This window comes from Pseudomonas sp. D5(2026) (genome assembly GCF_057766845.1).
In genome coordinates this window covers 4,098,779-4,115,723 of the sequence record NZ_CM173421.1, presented here as the reverse complement: position 1 = coordinate 4,115,723, position 16,945 = coordinate 4,098,779, and the positions used below count along the sequence as shown (strand labels likewise).

Annotated in this window: 19 protein-coding genes; 9 read left to right on the top strand and 10 right to left on the bottom strand. The window is 62.9% G+C overall.

All coding sequences use genetic code 11. The features are described from left to right. Window positions 1-15 precede the first annotated feature (15 nt). Window positions 16-897, top strand: coding sequence for a methyl-accepting chemotaxis protein (locus tag AC3B5Q_RS19060; RefSeq protein WP_373939452.1), 882 nt, complete (start codon window positions 16-18; stop codon window positions 895-897). A gap of 581 nt (window positions 898-1,478) precedes the next feature. Here AC3B5Q_RS19060 and AC3B5Q_RS19055 read toward each other — a convergent pair. Further along, window positions 1,479-2,669: a benzoate/H(+) symporter BenE family transporter gene (locus AC3B5Q_RS19055; protein ID WP_021783079.1), complete on the bottom strand. Its 1,191-nt coding sequence runs from the start codon at window positions 2,667-2,669 to the stop codon at window positions 1,479-1,481. Window positions 2,670-2,813: 144 nt separating this feature from the next. Here AC3B5Q_RS19055 and AC3B5Q_RS19050 point away from each other — a divergent pair, with 144 nt between their 5' ends. Further along, window positions 2,814-3,416 (top strand): glutathione S-transferase family protein, encoded by a 603-nt coding sequence (locus AC3B5Q_RS19050; protein ID WP_021783080.1) that lies wholly within the window; start codon window positions 2,814-2,816, stop codon window positions 3,414-3,416. 137 nt (window positions 3,417-3,553) lie between these two features. On the opposite strand, the gene AC3B5Q_RS19045 is transcribed toward AC3B5Q_RS19050, so the two are convergent. The 5 genes from AC3B5Q_RS19045 to AC3B5Q_RS19025 form a co-directional block, all read right to left on the bottom strand. Then, entirely contained in the window at window positions 3,554-3,925 is a 372-nt protein-coding gene (locus AC3B5Q_RS19045; RefSeq protein WP_021783081.1) for a glutaredoxin, read from the bottom strand. Between the two features lie 59 nt (window positions 3,926-3,984). Continuing rightward, entirely contained in the window at window positions 3,985-4,530 is a 546-nt protein-coding gene (gene folE, locus AC3B5Q_RS19040; RefSeq protein ID WP_003252789.1) for a GTP cyclohydrolase I FolE, read from the bottom strand. 70 nt (window positions 4,531-4,600) lie between these two features. Next, window positions 4,601-5,161, bottom strand: a complete 561-nt coding sequence (locus tag AC3B5Q_RS19035) for a Smr/MutS family protein (protein WP_021783082.1) — start codon at window positions 5,159-5,161, stop codon at window positions 4,601-4,603. A gap of 174 nt (window positions 5,162-5,335) precedes the next feature. Further along, window positions 5,336-5,656 carry a hypothetical protein gene (locus AC3B5Q_RS19030; RefSeq protein WP_021783083.1) on the bottom strand — a complete coding sequence of 107 codons (321 nt, stop codon included), beginning with the start codon at window positions 5,654-5,656 and terminating at the stop codon, window positions 5,336-5,338. Window positions 5,657-5,741: 85 nt separating this feature from the next. Then, entirely contained in the window at window positions 5,742-6,332 is a 591-nt protein-coding gene (locus AC3B5Q_RS19025; RefSeq protein ID WP_021783084.1) for a cysteine hydrolase family protein, read from the bottom strand. Window positions 6,333-6,513: 181 nt separating this feature from the next. Between AC3B5Q_RS19025 and prmB the strand changes: the two genes are divergently transcribed. After that, window positions 6,514-7,422, top strand: coding sequence for a 50S ribosomal protein L3 N(5)-glutamine methyltransferase (gene prmB, locus AC3B5Q_RS19020; RefSeq protein WP_021783085.1), 909 nt, complete (start codon window positions 6,514-6,516; stop codon window positions 7,420-7,422). A gap of 234 nt (window positions 7,423-7,656) precedes the next feature. Here the strand turns inward: prmB and AC3B5Q_RS19015 are convergent, their stop codons facing one another. Beyond that, window positions 7,657-8,439 (bottom strand): hypothetical protein, encoded by a 783-nt coding sequence (locus AC3B5Q_RS19015; protein WP_021783086.1) that lies wholly within the window; start codon window positions 8,437-8,439, stop codon window positions 7,657-7,659. Window positions 8,440-8,504: 65 nt separating this feature from the next. Continuing rightward, entirely contained in the window at window positions 8,505-9,467 is a 963-nt protein-coding gene (locus AC3B5Q_RS19010; protein WP_053870500.1) for an alpha/beta hydrolase, read from the bottom strand. A gap of 235 nt (window positions 9,468-9,702) precedes the next feature. Between AC3B5Q_RS19010 and aroC the strand changes: the two genes are divergently transcribed. The 3 genes from aroC to AC3B5Q_RS18995 all read left to right on the top strand — a co-directional run bounded on the left by aroC (window position 9,703) and on the right by AC3B5Q_RS18995 (window position 12,554). Beyond that, window positions 9,703-10,794, top strand: a complete 1,092-nt coding sequence (aroC, locus tag AC3B5Q_RS19005) for a chorismate synthase (protein ID WP_021783088.1) — start codon at window positions 9,703-9,705, stop codon at window positions 10,792-10,794. A gap of 69 nt (window positions 10,795-10,863) precedes the next feature. Then, on the top strand, window positions 10,864-12,018 hold the full coding sequence (locus AC3B5Q_RS19000; RefSeq protein ID WP_488392708.1) for an MFS transporter: 1,155 nt from the start codon (window positions 10,864-10,866) through the stop codon (window positions 12,016-12,018). Continuing rightward, a complete protein-coding gene (locus AC3B5Q_RS18995) occupies window positions 12,018-12,554 on the top strand; it encodes an oxidase (RefSeq protein ID WP_084852266.1) in 537 nt (178 codons plus the stop codon). The genes AC3B5Q_RS19000 and AC3B5Q_RS18995 overlap by 1 nt, the downstream gene beginning before the upstream one ends. A 155-nt stretch (window positions 12,555-12,709) precedes the next feature. On the opposite strand, the gene AC3B5Q_RS18990 is transcribed toward AC3B5Q_RS18995, so the two are convergent. Next, window positions 12,710-12,982, bottom strand: coding sequence for a DUF3509 domain-containing protein (locus AC3B5Q_RS18990; protein ID WP_021783091.1), 273 nt, complete (start codon window positions 12,980-12,982; stop codon window positions 12,710-12,712). A gap of 266 nt (window positions 12,983-13,248) precedes the next feature. Here AC3B5Q_RS18990 and AC3B5Q_RS18985 point away from each other — a divergent pair, with 266 nt between their 5' ends. The 3 genes from AC3B5Q_RS18985 to AC3B5Q_RS18975 all read left to right on the top strand — a co-directional run bounded on the left by AC3B5Q_RS18985 (window position 13,249) and on the right by AC3B5Q_RS18975 (window position 15,840). Further along, entirely contained in the window at window positions 13,249-13,773 is a 525-nt protein-coding gene (locus AC3B5Q_RS18985; protein ID WP_021783092.1) for an ankyrin repeat domain-containing protein, read from the top strand. A 60-nt stretch (window positions 13,774-13,833) separates the two neighbouring features. Then, window positions 13,834-14,364, top strand: coding sequence for a hypothetical protein (locus AC3B5Q_RS18980; RefSeq protein WP_021783093.1), 531 nt, complete (start codon window positions 13,834-13,836; stop codon window positions 14,362-14,364). 121 nt (window positions 14,365-14,485) lie between these two features. Then, a protein-coding gene (locus AC3B5Q_RS18975; RefSeq protein WP_488392707.1) for an IS3 family transposase occupies window positions 14,486-15,840 on the top strand; the annotation gives its coding sequence in 2 pieces (ribosomal slippage) (window positions 14,486-14,959 and window positions 14,962-15,840; 1,353 coding nt in all). Window positions 15,841-15,921: 81 nt separating this feature from the next. Here the strand turns inward: AC3B5Q_RS18975 and AC3B5Q_RS18970 are convergent. Beyond that, window positions 15,922-16,860 (bottom strand): ZIP family metal transporter, encoded by a 939-nt coding sequence (locus AC3B5Q_RS18970; RefSeq protein WP_021783094.1) that lies wholly within the window; start codon window positions 16,858-16,860, stop codon window positions 15,922-15,924. Window positions 16,861-16,945 lie beyond the last annotated feature (85 nt).

Genomic DNA, 16,945 nt, shown 5'->3' with positions numbered 1-16,945 from the left:
GAGGTGGGGCAACTGATGCAGGCCATGCAGCAGATGGCGGCGGGGCTCTCGGGCATTGTCAGCGGCTTGCAGCAAGGCATCGAACAATTGGCCGGCAGTGCCCAGGCGTTGTCGACGGTGACCGAGCAGACCAACCGCGAGGTGGGCAGCCAGAAAGAGGAAACCGAACAGGTGGCTACCGCCATGCAGCAGATGACGGCCACCGTGCACGATGTGGCGCGCAATGCCGAAGAGGCGGCGCAGGCGGCCCAGGCAGCGGACGAGAAGGTCGACTCGGGTCAGCAGGTGGTGCGCCAGAGCATGCAGCGCATCGAGCAACTGGCGTCGGCGGCAGAAGCCGCCAGCGCCGGCATCGACAGCCTCAGTGCCGAAATCCACACCATTGGCGACGTGCTGGAAGTGATCAAGAGCGTGGCCGAGCAAACCAACCTGCTGGCGCTCAATGCCGCCATTGAGGCTGCCCGCGCCGGCGAGCAGGGGCGCGGCTTTGCCGTGGTGGCCGATGAAGTGCGTGCGCTGGCGCGGCGTACCCGGCAATCCACCGAGCAGATCGAGACCTTGGTGGCCAGCCTGCGCGGCAATGCCCAGCAGTCAGTGGCGCAGATCCGTGGGAGTACCGAGCTGGTGCGGCTGGCCGTGGCCGATGCACTGCAGACCGAAAGTGCGCTGGGCAGCATTGCCGCAGCGGTGTCATTGATTCAGCAGATGAACCAGCAGATTGCCGCAGCCGCCGAGCAGCAGAGTTCGGTGGCGGAAGAGATCAGCCGCAGTGTCACGCAGATTCGCGGCAGTGCGGACCAAGCGGCGTTGGCGATGCAGGACAATGCCCGGTCCAGTGTCGAGTTGGCGCAGTTGGGTACTGACCTGAAGGGGATGGTGGGGCATTTCAGGATTTAGGTGGCCTGGCGGGGGATGGTTGTTGGGTTTGAGGCCTGGCGGGGGGATGGTTGTTGGATTTGAGGCCTGGCGGGGGGATGGTTGTTGGATTTGAGGCCTGCCGGGGGATGGTTGTTGGGTTTGAGGCCTGGCGGGGGATGGTTGTTGGGTTTGAGGCCTGGCGGGGGATGGTTGTTGGGATTGAGGCCTGGCGGGGGATGGTTGTTGGGTTTGAGGCCTGGCGGGGGATGGTTGTTGGGTTTGAGATCGAGCGCCGCCCGCGCGGCGCATCGCGAGCTGCGCTCGCTCCTACGTTTGTTTCGGGCCAGTCATTCCTGTGGGATTTGCGCGCGTACGCCTTGGCGCATGGCTCGATATCGCGTCGTACGAGCAAGGCGGTCGCGCGCGCCTGCAACAGGTGTTACTGGCCAAAAACAAACGTAGGAGCGAGCGCAGCTCGCGATGCGCCGCGCGGGCGGCGCTCGATCTCACCATCAACACCGCTCTACCGCCATACCCTACCTCTACCATCAACACCACTCTACCGCCATACCCTACCTCTACCATCAACACCACTCTACCGTCATACCCTACCTCTACCGTCATACCCTACGCGGCCCAAGAATCATCAAGGCCAACACCCCCGCCACAATCCCCCAGAACGCCGAACCAATCGAGAACAAGGTCAGCCCCGAAGCAGTCACCATGAAGGTGATCACCGCTGCCTCCCGCTCGCGCGCTTCGCTCATGGCCACGGTCAAACCGTTCATGATCGAACCAAACAGCGCCAGTGCCGCAATCGACAGCACCAGCTCTTTCGGCAATGCCGCGAACAGTGCCGCCAAGGTGGCTCCGAACACCCCGGCAATGCCGTAGAAAATCCCGCACCACACTGCTGCGGTGTAACGTTTGTTCGGGTCTTCATGGGCATGCGGTCCGGTGCAGATCGCCGCGCTGATCGCAGCCAGGTTGACCCCATGCGAGCCGAACGGCGCCAGCACCAGCGAGGCAAAGCCGGTGGCCGAGATCAGCGGCGAGGCCGGCACCTGGTAGCCGTCGGCACGCAGGACGGCCACGCCGGGCATGTTCTGTGAGGTCATGGCCACCACGAACAGCGGAATGCCGATGCTGATGGTTGCTGCCAGCGAGAAGCTTGGCGTGGTCCACACCGGCTTGGCCACTTCCAGGTGGAAGCCGCTGAAGTCCAGCAGGCCCAGTGCACCAGACAACGCAGTGCCCACCAGCAGTGCCGCCAGCACGCAATAACGCGGCGACAGGCGCTTGACCAGCAGGTAGCTGAAGAACATGCCCAGCACCAGCAGCGTGCGATGCTGCGCAGCCACGAAGATTTCGCTGCCGATCTTGAACAGGATGCCCGCCAGCAAGGCCGAGGCCAGCGAGGCCGGGATGCGTTTGACCAGGCGCTCGAAACTGCCGGTCAGGCCGCACACCAGCACCAGCAAGGCGCAGGTAATGTAGGCACCAATGGCCTCGCCATAGCTGACCCCACCCAGGCTGGTGATCAGCAGCGCCGCGCCAGGGGTGGACCAGGCGATGGTGATCGGTGTGCGGTAGCGTAGCGACAGGCCGATGCTGCACACCGCCATGCCGATCGACAGCGCCCAGATCCATGACGAAATCTGCGCGGTGGTCAGCCCGGCCGCCTGACCGGCCTGAAACATCAGCACCAGCGAACTGGTATAGCCGGTGAGCATGGCAATGAAGCCGGCGACCACCGCCGACGGGGAGGTGTCTGCCAGGGGCCGCAGGCGTGCGGAAGTGGCATCGGTCATGAACAAAATCCTTGTAAAGGTGTAAGCAGTTTTTTCAGACTACAGCGAGCAAGGTTGATCCTTGCCATACAGCGGCCATTGCTTTTAGCCGTACAGTCGCCAAATATTGGGCGCAATTGCGAAACTGCTTTGCAGGGAGGGTCGATGTACAAGGTCTATGGCGACTACCAGTCGGGTAACTGTTACAAGGTCAAGCTGATGTTGAGCCTGCTGGGCCGGCCATATGAATGGCACCCGGTGGACATTCTCAAGGGCGAGACCGAAACGCCCGAGTTTCTGGCGATGAACCCCAACGGCAAGGTACCGGTGCTGGAACTGGAAGACGGTAGCTACCTGTGGGAGTCCAACGCCATTCTCAACTACCTGGCCGATGGCAGCGAGTTCCTGCCCAGCGAGCCGCGTCTGCGTACCCAGGTGCTGCAGTGGCAGTTTTTCGAACAGTACAGCCATGAGCCGTACATTGCCGTGGCGCGGTTCATCCAGTTCTACCTGGGGCTGCCGGACGAGCGCCTGGACGAGTACCGCAAGTTGCACAAGGGCGGCTACAAGGCGCTGAGGGTGATGGAGCGACAGTTGCAGATGACGCCTTACCTGGTGGGTGAGCAGTACTCGATTGCCGATGTGGCGTTGTATGCCTACACCCATGTGGCGCAGCAGGGCGGGTTCGACCTGGCAGAGTACCCGGCGGTAAGGGCCTGGCTGGAGCGGGTCAGCAGCCACCCGCGGCATGTGCCGATGGTGGGTTGAAAGCCGACCTGTTTTCCAGGCGCTTGCGCAACCCTTGTGGGAGCGGGCGTGCCCGCGAACACGGGCGCAGCCCGTGCCAACCACCGCGGTGTCTGCTTCGCGGGCTCGCCCGCTCCCACAGGGATCTGCTGCGTCAGTCAGATGGCGGCAAACCGCTCATCCAGGTAAGCAATGATTGCCTTGGACTCATACATCCAGGTCACCTTACCGGCTTCTTCAATGCGCAGGCATGGCACTTTCACCCGGCCGCCACCTTCTTGCAGGGCCTGGCGGTGCAGCGGGTCGTTCTTGGCATCGCGCAGCGCCACCGGCACGTTCAACCGGTGCAGGGTGCGGCGGGTTTTGACGCAGAATGGGCAGGCGTGGAACTGGTACAGCGCCAGCCCCTTGGCTGCTTGCTCGATGCGGGCCTGGGCGGCGGCGTCGCGCTTGCGCTTGGCCGGGCGGCTGATCCAGTCACCGAACACGATGAGCTGGCCGAGGCCAACCCGCAGGGCTTTGACGATCATGGACAACTCCTGAAATGCAAAAGCCGACCCTGAAGGGTCGGCTTGGGGCCAGCAACCAATCACTTGATCAGGCTGAGGAACTCGCTACGGGTGGCGGCGTTATCGCGGAACTCACCCAGCATCACCGAGGTGATCATGGTGGAATTCTGCTTCTCGACACCGCGCATCATCATGCACATGTGCTTGGCTTCGACCACCACGGCCACGCCTGCGGCACCGGTTACCTGCTGCACGGCTTCGGCGATCTGGCGGCTGAGGTTTTCCTGGATCTGCAGGCGGCGGGCGTACATGTCGACGATACGTGCCACCTTCGACAGGCCCAGTACCTTGCCCTTTGGCAGGTAGGCAACGTGTGCCTTGCCAATGAACGGCAGCATGTGGTGTTCGCACATCGAATACAGTTCGATGTCCCGGACCAGCACCATTTCGCTGTTGTCAGAGCTGAACAAAGCGTTGTTGGTGACTTCTTCCAGTGTTTGCTCATAACCGCGGCAAAGGTACTTCATCGCCTTTGCAGCCCGCTTGGGCGTGTCGAGCAGGCCCTCACGGGAGACGTCCTCGCCAATCTGGCTGAGGATCTCGGTGTAGTTCTGTTCCAGGGACATGGATCTACCTGTGGGAAAAAATCGCAAAAACGAAGGGTACGGCGGTGAGGGCGGCGCTGCAAGCGCGGCGTTACTCGTCGCGCCCTTCGAGCATGGTTCGCTTCAGCATCACATACACAGCGCCAGTGCCGCCGTGGCGGGCACTGCACGAGGCAAAACCGAGCACTTGCGGGTGCTGCCGCAGCCAGGTGTTGACGTGGCTCTTGATCATCGGGCGCTTGCCGTCCAGGCGCGCGGCCTTGCCGTGGGTCACCCGCACGCAGCGCACCTCTAGTTTGGTGGCTTCGGCGATGAAGTCCCACAAGGTTTCGCGGGCCTTTTCCACCGTCATGCCGTGCAGGTCGAGGCTGCCCTCGAATGGAATCTGCCCCAGCTTCAGCTTGCGCAGCTGGCCTTCCTGCACGCCATCGCGGCGCCACATCAGCTCGTCTTCGGCGCCGACGTCGATGACGAACTGGTCGGACATGCCATCGATGACCAAAGCCTTGTCACTGCGCACGGTCGCTGCCTGGCGCAGGCCGGCCAGCTTCTGGCGGTCGGCCTTGGGCTTGCCGACGTCGGCACGGTCGTGGCTGATCGGCCTTACGCCGCGCACTTCGGCCTTGAACAGGGAAAAATCGTCGTCTTGCATGATGCCTCCACGTAGGCGACGTAGTTTACGCGACTGTGGGGCCGTGTGCAGCCTGTGCGGGCCTCTTCGCGGGTGAACCCGCTCCTGCATGGATATCACAGAGCCTGAAGGCGGCCGGGCACCTGTAGGAACGGGTTTACCCGCGATGAGGCCCGCACAGGTTACGCAAAACCATCAATCGTGCTTCTTCATCAGGTGCGGCGACAGGTTCAGCTCCCGCCCGCGGCGCAAGCGGATACGGCTGCGCCGCCAGAAACGCACGCCCAGCCACAGCAGCAGCAAGCCAGCCACGGTGAGGATGCTGGACAACGGCTTGTTGGTGTTGAGTTCCTGCAGGGCAGGGTAGTTGCCCAGCAGGCCGGCGGCGCCGGCCATGGCCAGCAACACGCCCAGCGTCGCCAGCAGGGCCGACAGGCCGGCCGCCAGGCGGGCGCCCCAGTTACGCGGTTCGCGCGGGCGCAGGCGCTTGGCGTCGAAACTGCCTTTAAGCTTCATTCCGCTCTCCTCGGTGGATATCCGGAATTCGACCTGCTGCTGCCCATCGGGTTCCGCCCGGCTGCCGGGCGGTCCTGCAAGCCGCTCAGATGAGGCTGGCGGTGGGTGCCACGCAAGCGAAGTTATCAGCCATCACGGCCATTTCGCACTGGTGAATCTGTGCGGCCGGAATGACGCCGTCCTTGAATGCCAGGTCGCGGGTTGCCGACGCGTCTTCTACCAGGGTGCACCGATAACCATAGTCCTTGGCGCGGCGAACGGTGGTGCTGACGCTGGAGTGGCTCATGAAACCACAGACGATCAGGTCAAGGTGGCCCAGCTCCTGCAATGTTTCATGCAGCTTGGTGTTCTTGAACGCGTTGGGCATGCGCTTTTCGATGACGATTTCACCTTCCAGCGGCTCCAGCCCCGGAATGAACTCGCCAGCCGGCCCCTGGGGGTCGAAGCGGCCCCCGACAGTGCCCAGGTGGCGAACATGGATGATCGGACGGCCGCTTTTACGTGCGGCGTCGAGCAACCTGGCGATGTTGGCCACGGCCTCGTCCATGCCCGACAGCTTCAGGGGACCACTGAGGTACTCCTTTTGTGCATCGATGATGATCAGGCTGGCGTGGCTCAGCTTGGCCGGCGGATAGTCGCGGCCAGTGAGGCGAAACATCGTGGTTGGAACGGACATCAAGGGCTCCTTGGATAGGGCTTTTGTATACCTATTCTCCCCTGCCTTGGCGCCAATGGGAATGGTTGACAACGCAAGCGGCATGGTTACTGGCCTGTGGCTAGCCTTTGGGCAAGGCAAAGGAACAAATGTGCGGGTGGGGCTGTTAGACTTTTGTCCGGTCTGAAAATAGGAGTACCCCGTGATCACATCCCGTCTGCGCACGCTGCGCGACTACATCCGCTGGGCGGTCAGCCGCTTCCACGAGCATGACCTGTTCTTCGGTCACGGTGCCGACAACGCCTGGGACGAGGCCCGCATGCTGGTGCTCGGTGCCGTGCACTTGCCATGGGAGGTGGCCGACAGCTACCTGGACTGCATGCTCGAGGACGACGAGCGGGTACGCCTGCAGCACCTGCTCAAACGCCGTATCGAAGAGCGTGTGCCGGCCGCCTACCTGCTGGGCGAGGCCTGGTTCTGCGGCATGTCGTTCATCGTCGACGAACGGGTGTTGGTGCCGCGTTCGCCCATTGGCGAGCTGATCGAAAAACGTTTCGAGCCGTGGCTGGCCAGCGACCCGGCGCGCATTCTGGACCTGTGCACGGGGTCGGGCTGCATCGGCATCGTCGCCGCCGACGTGTTCCCCGAGGCCGAGGTGGTGTTGGCCGACCTGTCGTTCCAGGCCCTTGAAGTGGCCAACCAGAACATCGAGCGCCATGGCCTGGACGGTCGTGTGTACACCGTGCAGGGCGACGGCTTTGGCGGTTTGCCGGGGCAACGTTTCGACCTGATCCTGTCCAACCCGCCGTATGTCGATGCCGAAGACTTCGACGACATGCCGGCCGAGTACCACCATGAGCCCGAACTGGGCCTGGCCTGCGGCAGCGACGGCCTGGACCTGGTACGGCGGATGCTGGCCGAAGCGGCTGACCACCTGACCGAGAAGGGGTTGCTGATTGTCGAAGTGGGCAACAGCCAGGTGCATGTCGAGGCGTTGTACCCCGAGGTGGACTTTGCCTGGCTGGAATTCGAGCGTGGCGGGCACGGGGTGTTCATGCTCACGGCCGAGCAGTGCCGCCAGCATCAGGAATTGTTCAAGGCCCGCGTTTAGGCTATTTGCGGCTGCTTTGCAGCCCATCGCGACACAAGCGTGATCCCGTGTGGGAGCGGGTTTACCCGCTAAGAAGACACCGCGGTGGATGGCACGGGCTTTGCCCGTGTTCGCGGGCAAGCCCGCTTCCACAGGGATCGCGCCAGCTTTGGAAATTGAGCAATACCTCGTGGGAGCGGCCTTGTGTCGCGATGGGCCGCCAAGCGGCCCCAAACTCCACCGGCTGATGCGGTCTTAGCGGGTTGCAATCCAGATCAACAGCCCTGCCTGGAACACGGCAAACGCCACCAGGCAGGTAATGGTGAAACGCAATCCGCCGTCTTCGCGCTGGTATTTGGCCACGCGCTCATCCCGCTCGCGCAGTTGCCCTTCCTTTTCCTGCAGTTGCTGGTCCGCCTGCTGCAGCAGGTTGGCGGCATCCAGAATCTCTACCCGCTGCAGGCGCTCGCTGTTCCAGACAGCCTTGAGCTGGGCCACCGTCATGTCCGCGGTACGGCCTTTCAGATGCTGGTTTTCCTCGTACTCCACCTCGATACCGACCCCGCGCAAGCAGTGGTCACGGCGCAGGCGTGAGTCCTCGTTCAGGGCGTCCTTGCTAGGCAGCGCCATACCTTCCACCCGGTAGTGCGACCACTTGCGCTGCAACCACTGGGCGGCCTGGGCCAGCATGAAACGGCCGATACCGCGGTTCACGGGCTCCACTTGCAAGCCATGTTCATTGCCAATACGCACCAGACGCTCGGCATGGTCGACGCGGATGTCCAGGCGGTTCTGCTCTTTGTGCACCTTCTGGCCGGGCAACTGGATTTCCATGCGCAGCAGGCTGTGTGCCTTGTCATGGCGCTCGGCATAGCCGAACTGCACAAAACGCAGCGGCCGCGCGCCGGTGCTGCGGTCGGTCGGCAGTGCTGCCAGGCGTAGCAGCTGGAAATGTTCGGCGGTCAGCTCGGCCCAAGGCAGGGCGGGGATTTCCTGGGGTTCTTCGGCCGGCTCGACGGCGGTGGGGGCGGTGGTCATCAGGGCTTGTCCTCAGCTATGCCTGCTGTATCGGCAGGCATGCCCGAGACCTGAGCCTGTTTGACTTACGCCGCAGGCAAATGCTGGATGAATGTCACAATTCGCTCACCCAGTTCGCGCGCCAGCGGTAGCTCGGGGTTGAGGTAGCTGTCGCGCTGCTGGCTCATGCCCTTGGGGCTGATGCGCAGCATGTGGTTCATGCCATCGATCAGGACCAGTTGCGCATCTGGCTTGGCCGCTTTCAGCCGCTGGGCGTCGGCCACGTCCACCTGCACGTCATTGCGCCCCTGCACGATCAGTGCCGGCATGGGCAGGCGGGCAAAGGCGGCTGCCGGGTTTTGCTGGAACAGCGAAATCAGGTATGGCTGCACGCTGGGGCGAAACACCTGGCGCAGCGGCGCTGGCACATCCAGGCTGGTCTGCCCGGCCTGCAGGCGGTCGAGCAGGGCACTGCCACCGGCCAGTTGCGCCGGCGGCAGGCGCTTGGCCAGTTGTTCGCGCAGTACCTCGGCCAGCGGCCGGCCGCTGCCGGCCAGGGTGATGACTGCGCTGGCCCCTGCCTGCTCGGCGGCCAGGCTGGCAATCAGCGCGCCTTCGCTGTGGCCAATCAGGATCAGCGGGCCGAAGCGCGGGTCGGCTTTGAGCTTGCGGCTCCAGGCGACCACATCGGCCACATAGCGCTCCACGCTGAGGTCACGCTCGTCAGGCGTGGCCGGCTGGCTGGCGGCCACGCCGCGTTTGTCGTAACGCACGCTGGCAATGTGCTCGTTGGCCAGCAACAGGGCCAGGCGTTTGAGGTTGTCGACCTTGCCGGAGGCCGGGTTGTTGCCGTCGCGGTCGGTGGGGCCGGAGCCGGCGATGATCAGCACCACTGGCGGCGGGGTGGCCTGTTGCGGCAGCAGCAGGCTGCCATGCAGCACGCCCTGGCCGGTGTCCAGGTCGATCGGGCGTTGCAGCACAGTGGGGGCGGCGGCCTGGGCCAGGCCGGTGCACAGCAGGAAGAGCAAGGCGACGAGGCGCGACATCATGCGGTACTACTTGGGGAGATATGGGTTTGACCCAATGTTTGCAGGAAGGTTCTGGGGGGCGAATTGCTGGTTCGGCCCTTTCGCGGGCACGCCCGCTCCCACAGGTATTTCACAGCATTTGGATCTGTGGTGATCCTGTGGGAGCCGGCGTGCCCGCGAAGAGGCCCGCACAGGCGATCAAACCATCTGTATACTGCTGCTTTCGTCCATTTCAGGCAGAACTCGCGGAGCGTCCATGTCCGGCAATACCTACGGCAAGCTGTTCACTGTCACCACCGCTGGCGAGAGCCATGGCCCGGCGTTGGTCGCCATTGTCGATGGATGCCCACCGGGCCTGGAAATCTCCCTCGCCGACCTGCAGCACGACCTTGACCGGCGCAAGCCCGGCACCAGCCGGCACACCACCCAGCGCCAGGAAGCCGACGAGGTAGAAATCCTTTCCGGCGTGTTCGAAGGCCGCACCACCGGCTGCTCGATCGGCCTGCTGATCCGCAACACCGACCAGAAGTCCAAGGACTACTCGGCCATCAAGGACCTGTTCCGCCCGGCCCACGCCGACTACACCTACCACCACAAGTACGGTATCCGCGACTACCGCGGCGGCGGTCGCAGCTCGGCCCGTGAAACTGCCATGCGCGTGGCCGCCGGTGCTATCGCCAAGAAGTTCCTGGCCACCCAGGGCATCACCGTGCGTGGCTACATGAGCCAGTTGGGCCCGATCGAAATCCCGTTCAAGTCTTGGGAGTCGGTGGAGCAGAACGCCTTCTTCAGCCCCGACCCGGACAAAGTACCTGAGCTGGAGGCCTACATGGACCAGCTGCGCCGCGACCAGGACTCGGTGGGCGCCAAGATCACCGTGGTTGCGGAAGGCGTGATGCCCGGCCTGGGCGAGCCGATCTTCGACCGCCTGGATGCAGAGCTGGCTCATGCGCTGATGAGCATCAACGCGGTCAAGGGCGTGGAGATCGGCGCCGGCTTCGCCAGTGTGGCCCAGCGCGGCACCGAGCACCGGGACGAACTGACCCCGGACGGCTTCCTCAGCAACAATGCAGGCGGCATTCTGGGTGGTATTTCCTCGGGCCAGCCGATCGTTGCCCACCTGGCACTGAAGCCCACTTCCAGCATCACCACCCCGGGCCGCTCGATTGATGTCGATGGCAACCCGGTGGACGTCATCACCAAAGGCCGCCACGACCCGTGCGTGGGCATCCGCGCCACACCGATTGCCGAGGCGATGATGGCCATCGCGTTGATGGACCACCTGCTGCGCCACCGCGCGCAGAATGCCGAGGTGAAGGTCGCTACCCCGGTGCTGGGCCAGCTCTGATTTGCTTGCGCCGGCCACTTCGCGGCTAAACCCGCGAAGTGGCCGGCACAGGTCCCACAAGGCCATCCCATGCAACCCATTCCCTACTGGCGCCTGTCCAGCTTCTACCTGTTCTACTTCGCCCTGCTGGGCTCCACCGCGCCTTTCCTGGCGCTGTACTTCGACCACCTGGGCTTCTCCCCGGCGCGCATCGGCGAGCTGGTGGCCATTCCCATGCTGATGCGCTGCGTGGCCCCCAACCTGTGGGGCTGGCTGGGTGACCGCACGGGCCAGCGCCTGTTGATCGTACGCCTTGGCGCGCTGTGCACCCTGGCCACCTTCGCCCTGATCTTCTTCGGCAAAAGCTACGCCTGGCTGGCGCTGGTGATGGCCCTGCACGCGTTCTTCTGGCATGCGGTGCTGCCGCAGTTCGAGGTCATTACCCTGGCCCACCTGCACGGGCAGACGTCGCGCTACAGCCAGGTACGTCTGTGGGGTTCGATCGGTTTCATCCTCACCGTGGTCGGCCTGGGCCGCTTGTTCGAGTGGTTGAGCCTGGACATCTACCCGGTGGCACTGGTCACGATCATGGCCGGCATCGTCGCCGCCAGCCTGTGGGTGCCCAATGCGCAGCCGGTGGAACAGGGCGGGCGCAGCGGCGCGGGGGGCTTCCTGCAGCAGTTGCGCGCCCCGGGGGTGATCGCGTTCTATGTGTGCGTGGCACTGATGCAGCTCAGCCACGGGCCGTACTACACCTTCCTTACCTTGCACCTGGAGCACTTGGGCTACACGCGCGGTGCCATCGGCCTGTTCTGGGCGCTTGGGGTGGTGGCCGAGGTGCTGATGTTCATGGTCATGAGCCGCCTGTTCGCCCGTTTCAGCGTGCAGCGTGTACTGTTGGCCAGCTTCCTGCTGGCAACATTGCGCTGGCTGCTGCTGGGCAACCTGGCCCAGGAGCCGACAGTACTGATCTTCGCCCAACTGCTGCATGCGGCCACCTTCGGCTGCTTCCATGCCGCCAGCATCGCATTCGTCCAGGCCAGCTTCGGCGCCCGCCAGCAGGGCCAGGGCCAGGCGCTTTACGCAGCGCTGTCGGGTACCGGCGGTGCGCTGGGGGCGCTGTACTCAGGCTACAGCTGGAAGCTGCTGGGCCCCACCTTCACCTTTGGTATGGCCAGTGCCGCAGCCCTGGCCGCAGCCGTTATCATTGCCCTTTGTTCGCAACCGACCAGGACCCGCCCCTGATGAGCATTCTCAGCGTTTTCCACCCCGCCAGCCCGGAACTGCCGAACAAGGTGCTGACTCACCACGACGATATCGCTGCCACCTTGGCTGAACAGGGCGTGCGCTTTGTCCACGCCGAACCTGGCCTGCGGGTGCGCCCGGGCACGGCCCAGGACGAGGTGCTGGATGCTTGCCGCGTGTATCTGGATGAGTTGATGACGGCGCATGGCAGCAAGGCTTTCGCGTTGCTCAACCGCGACGGTGAAGACCCGGCACAGGTCGATGTGCGTGATGAACATGTGCATGAGGCCGACGAGCTGTTCGCCGTGGTCAGCGGGCGGGCGCAGGTTGGCCTGCGGTTGGGCGACTGGGTGTATTCGGTGCTGTGCGAGAAAGGTGACCAACTGCTGGTGCCGGCCGGGACGCGGCGCTGGGTTGAGCTGGGGGATGCACCGTTTTGCCTGGCGTTTCGCTTGTACGGCAGCGAGCAGGGCATGCAGGCGCGGTTTACCGGGGATGTAACGGCGCGGGCGTTTCTGGGGATCGACGAGTTGTAATGACATTGCCGGCCTCTTCGCGGGTGAACCCGCTCCTACAGCGGTGGCGCCGCCCTTAGGCATCGCGCAGTCAATGTTGCGCCGCCCTTAGGCATCGCGCAGTCAATGTAGGAGCGGGTTCACCCGCGAAGAGGCCAGTTCAGGCAATACACCCCTCAGCGGTAAGTCGGCAAGGCAAACCGCTGCTGGCTCTGCAGCATCGAGATGACCGGCAACTCACTGGCCTCTTCAGCCAGGTCACGACGGATGGCACTGATCGCCCAAGACAGCTGTTCGGCACTGTGCAATTGCCCATAGGTCAGCACCCGGCGGGTAACCTTGCCATCCGCTGCGCGCAGGGTAAGCAGTACACCGCCATCGGGCCGGGCTTGGGTATTTACCTGATAGGCCGAAAATACCGAGGCGAACTTTTGCTGGATGAGGTCCATATCAACTCCTGGCTGGTGTGTGGCAGACATGAGTTGATGGTTGCAGTGACCGTGCCAGAATCCTGTTTGGCGAAAAATCCAGTAAATACAGGCTGTTACGGAGAATTAGCAGAAGCGGTATCGTGCAAGCTGCATGGTCGTGCATTTTGCACAGTGCATTTTGCACGGGTCAGCCAGTGCCTATCGGCCCGATAGAATCTGAACCTTTGACCGCCCTGGCATGCCTGACGAACACTTGGTCCATCAATTATGCCAGGAGGTTCCCTATGCCCAGCCAGACCGCACCCGCTACCATGACCGATGACGAAACCGCCGCGTTCGCCGAGCAGGTGTTCGAGCGTGCCCGCCAGGGCGATGCCGACATGCTCGGGCGCCTGCTTGCCAGCGGCCTGCCGGCCAACCTGCGTAACCACAAGGGCGATACCTTGCTGATGCTGGCCAGCTACCACGGCCACCACGAGGCGGTGCGCGTGCTGCTGGCGCAAGGTGCCGACCCGCTGATTGCCAACGACAATGGCCAGTTGCCGATTGCCGGTGCCGCATTCAAAGGGGACCTGGCGATGATTCGCCTGTTGGTGGAGCATGGCGTGCCGGTGGATGCCGCCGCGCAGGACGGTCGCACCGCGCTGATGTTGGCGGCCATGTTCAATCGCAGCGAAATCCTCGACTACCTGCTGGCACAAGGGGCCAACCCGGCGCACCAGGATGCCCGCGGCATCACCGCCCTGATGGCGGCGCAAACCATGGGTGCAGCAGACACCGCCGCGCGCCTGCAAACGCTGGCCGGCTAACCGCCAGGGGGCATTTGCGGCTATCCTTGGCGACTTTTCACCCGTCGCAGGCCCCCATTCATGAAAACTCAGTTGCTCGAATTCATCAGCCTCATTGGCGCCGGCTGCATGCGTGAGGCAGACATCGAGCGTATTGCCGACGAGGCCGCCCAGGCCTACGCCGACCCTGTCGCCTTCCTGGCCGCCAACCCCGACATCAACTACGACGACACTTTCCCGATTCCCTTGGGCGAATGGGTGGTGCTCGGCAGCCTGCCGGATACCGTGGTGTTCCAGGCCGACAGCTACCAAGACCTGTTCCAGCAGATCAGCGACTCGTTCGACAACAGCGTGCCGTTTACCCTCAAGCCCAAGCAGTTGGTCCGTACCGAACCACTGACTGCGCTCAACCGCATTCAGGTGCAGATGGGCGCGCTGAACAAGGAGGCGGGTGGTTATGTGCTGCTCAACTTCAGCCAGTTGCTGGATGACGAACTGCAGATGGTCATGGTGGGGCAGCAGGACCTGGCGCGGGTGATGGAGCTGGGCGCAGAGCTGGGCATCAAGGTTGAGCCGGCGCTGGAGGCTTTGAAAGTCGCCGTCCACATCTGATACCAGTAATTGCTTGTTCGCGGGCATGCCCGCTCCCACAGGTACTCCACCGCATCAGGCCCTGTGATAACCCTGGACTGCCCCCAAGAAGTTGGACACCAATCCAACCCTTGGGGGATCTATGGGTAAGTACACCGAGCAATTCAAGCTCACAGCGATCACAGCCTACCTGGATGGCAGCAACGGTTTCCGAAAGGTGGCTCAACACTTAGGTATCGATTTCAGCCTGCTTCGACGCTGGGTGGCCAGTTATCAGGCCAATAATGGCATTGGTCCAGGCTCGCATGGGCGGCGCTATACCAGTGATTTCAAACAGCAGGTGCTTAGCTATATGCACGAGCATCGGCTTTCGCTGCGCCAGACCGCTGCCCACTTTGGTCTTGGGCAGTCCTCTCAGATAGGCATTTGGCAGCGGCAGTACTACAGTGGCAGTCCTGCACCCTCTACTGCCATCAAGCCAAGAAAGCCAATCGACGTGCCGAAGAAGATCAAGCCTGCCAAACCCACCGATACCAATGATGATCAGAAGTCTCGAGATCAGCTGATGGCTGAACTTGAGTACCTGCGCATGGAGAATGCTGTCCTAAAGGAGCTCAAGGCTCTGCGCGAGGAAAAGGAACGAACACGCGGGAAAAAGCCCTGATCGTTTCCAAACTCAAGCGCAGGTTTCCTTTGCCTGACCTCCTTCAGTTGGTCGAGCTGGCGCGCAGCACCTTCTACTACCAGCTAAAAGCTCAGCAGAAGCCAGATCGGCATGCTGAGCTCAAGGCATTGGTGCATCGCGTCTACCACGAGCAGAAAGGGCTTTATGGTTATCGCCGCATCGCACTCGTAATCAGGAAGGAAAAGCGGGTGAACAAGAAGGTCATTGAACGGCTGATGGCTGAGCAGGGATTGAAATCAGTAGTGCGCCCCAAGAAATACCGCTCCTATCGAGGTACCGTCGGTAAAGTGGCAGCGAATGTGCTGGAGCGAAATTTTGTTGCTCAACGCCCAAACCAGAAGTGGGTGACCGACGTAACCGAGTTCAAAGTAGCTCAACAGAAGCTTTACCTGTCGCCCGTGATGGATTTGTACAACGGCGAAATCGTGGCCTACGAAATGGCCAGCCGCCCATGCTATAGCCTGGTTGGGAACATGCTTGGCAAAGCGCTCGATTGCCTGGGAGAGAAACCGAAGCTCGTGCTGCATTCGGATCAGGGATGGCATTACCAGCAGGCGCAATACCGCCGTAAGCTAAGCGAATGCGGGGTAAAGCAGAGCATGTCTCGAAAAGGCAATTGCCTGGACAATGCGGCCATGGAAAGCTTCTTCGGCACGCTCAAATCTGAGTTTTTCTACCTGAAGCGTTTCGAGAGCATTGATGAGCTGAGAGCGGGTCTGGATGAGTACATTCACTACTACAACCATGATCGCATCAAGCTGAGGCTCAATGGCCTGAGCCCTGTGGAGTACAGGGCTCAGGCTGCAGCTTAAAACTGTCCAACTTTTGGGGGGCAGTCCACCCTGTGGGAGCGGGCGAGCCCGCGAAGAGGCCGGCTCACGAAACATCAATCTTCAGCCCAGCGCAGTGTCGAGAAACATCATCACCGCAAACCCGCCCATCAACCCCAGGGTCGCCGCTGTCTGGTGCCCATTGCGGTGGGTTTCGGGGATCACCTCGTGGCTGACCACAAAGATCATCGCCCCTGCCGCCAGCCCCATGCTGATCGGGTAGGCGAGGGCAAAGCCGGTAGAAATCCCCAGCCCGATCACCGCCCCTAGCGGCTCCATCAGGCCCGACCCAATCGCCACCAACGCCGCCTTCAGGTTCGAAAGCCCCGTGGCGCGCAAGGCCAGCGCCACGGCCAGCCCTTCGGGGATGTCCTGAATGGCGATGGCACTGGTCAGCGGCAGGCCGATGTTCATGTCGCCATTGGCAAAGCTCACGCCAATCGCCATGCCTTCAGGCAGGTTGTGCAGGGTTATCGCCAGCACGAACAACCACACCCGGCTGATGCGCTCGGCTTCGGGCCCGCACGGGCCGGTGCTTTCGTGTTCATGCGGGGTGAAGCGGTCCAGGCCCAGCATCAGCAGCACACCCAGGCCCATGCCCAGCACCACGGTAAACGCGGCGGCCGGGCCGTTGCCCGTGATCTCGCGGGCAGCCTCCAGGCCCGGCAGAATCAGCGAAAACGAGCTGGCGGCCAGCATCATGCCGGCCGCAAAGCCCAGCATCACGTCCTGGGTGCGCGCGTTGACATCGCGCAGCACCACTGCCAGCACCGCGCCCAGCGCAGTGGCGCCAAAGCCTGACAACCCGCCCAGCATGGCAAGGTGCAGGTTGTCGGCATGGTCGCCGTTCACCGCGTTCCAGAAACTGGCGGCCAGCAGCACGCACACCGCCAGCAGGCTCAGCCCCAGGCCGGCGCTGAGCCAGGGGGTATCGGTGACCTGCTGGCGCCAGGCCTGCAGCAGTGAGGATGGGGCGGCGCTTTGGCTGTGGGCAGGGGGCATGCGAACCTCGAATCAATGAATGCAGTCAGTCTAACGAGGGACCCGCGACTTCCGCCAAGGATTCCCTTCTATTGGCGCGATAGCT

Coding starts and splice junctions, on each gene's coding strand:
- AC3B5Q_RS19060 (WP_373939452.1), top strand. CDS start 16: ATGCAGGCCATGCAGCAGATGGCGGCGGGGCTCTCGGGCATTGTCAGC.
- AC3B5Q_RS19055 (WP_021783079.1), bottom strand. CDS start 2,669: ATGACCGATGCCACTTCCGCACGCCTGCGGCCCCTGGCAGACACCTCC.
- AC3B5Q_RS19050 (WP_021783080.1), top strand. CDS start 2,814: ATGTACAAGGTCTATGGCGACTACCAGTCGGGTAACTGTTACAAGGTC.
- AC3B5Q_RS19045 (WP_021783081.1), bottom strand. CDS start 3,925: ATGATCGTCAAAGCCCTGCGGGTTGGCCTCGGCCAGCTCATCGTGTTC.
- folE (WP_003252789.1), bottom strand. CDS start 4,530: ATGTCCCTGGAACAGAACTACACCGAGATCCTCAGCCAGATTGGCGAG.
- AC3B5Q_RS19035 (WP_021783082.1), bottom strand. CDS start 5,161: ATGCAAGACGACGATTTTTCCCTGTTCAAGGCCGAAGTGCGCGGCGTA.
- AC3B5Q_RS19030 (WP_021783083.1), bottom strand. CDS start 5,656: ATGAAGCTTAAAGGCAGTTTCGACGCCAAGCGCCTGCGCCCGCGCGAA.
- AC3B5Q_RS19025 (WP_021783084.1), bottom strand. CDS start 6,332: ATGTCCGTTCCAACCACGATGTTTCGCCTCACTGGCCGCGACTATCCG.
- AC3B5Q_RS19015 (WP_021783086.1), bottom strand. CDS start 8,439: ATGACCACCGCCCCCACCGCCGTCGAGCCGGCCGAAGAACCCCAGGAA.
- AC3B5Q_RS19010 (WP_053870500.1), bottom strand. CDS start 9,467: ATGATGTCGCGCCTCGTCGCCTTGCTCTTCCTGCTGTGCACCGGCCTG.
- aroC (WP_021783088.1), top strand. CDS start 9,703: ATGTCCGGCAATACCTACGGCAAGCTGTTCACTGTCACCACCGCTGGC.
- AC3B5Q_RS19000 (WP_488392708.1), top strand. CDS start 10,864: ATGCAACCCATTCCCTACTGGCGCCTGTCCAGCTTCTACCTGTTCTAC.
- AC3B5Q_RS18995 (WP_084852266.1), top strand. CDS start 12,018: ATGAGCATTCTCAGCGTTTTCCACCCCGCCAGCCCGGAACTGCCGAAC.
- AC3B5Q_RS18990 (WP_021783091.1), bottom strand. CDS start 12,982: ATGGACCTCATCCAGCAAAAGTTCGCCTCGGTATTTTCGGCCTATCAG.
- AC3B5Q_RS18985 (WP_021783092.1), top strand. CDS start 13,249: ATGCCCAGCCAGACCGCACCCGCTACCATGACCGATGACGAAACCGCC.
- AC3B5Q_RS18980 (WP_021783093.1), top strand. CDS start 13,834: ATGAAAACTCAGTTGCTCGAATTCATCAGCCTCATTGGCGCCGGCTGC.
- AC3B5Q_RS18970 (WP_021783094.1), bottom strand. CDS start 16,860: ATGCCCCCTGCCCACAGCCAAAGCGCCGCCCCATCCTCACTGCTGCAG.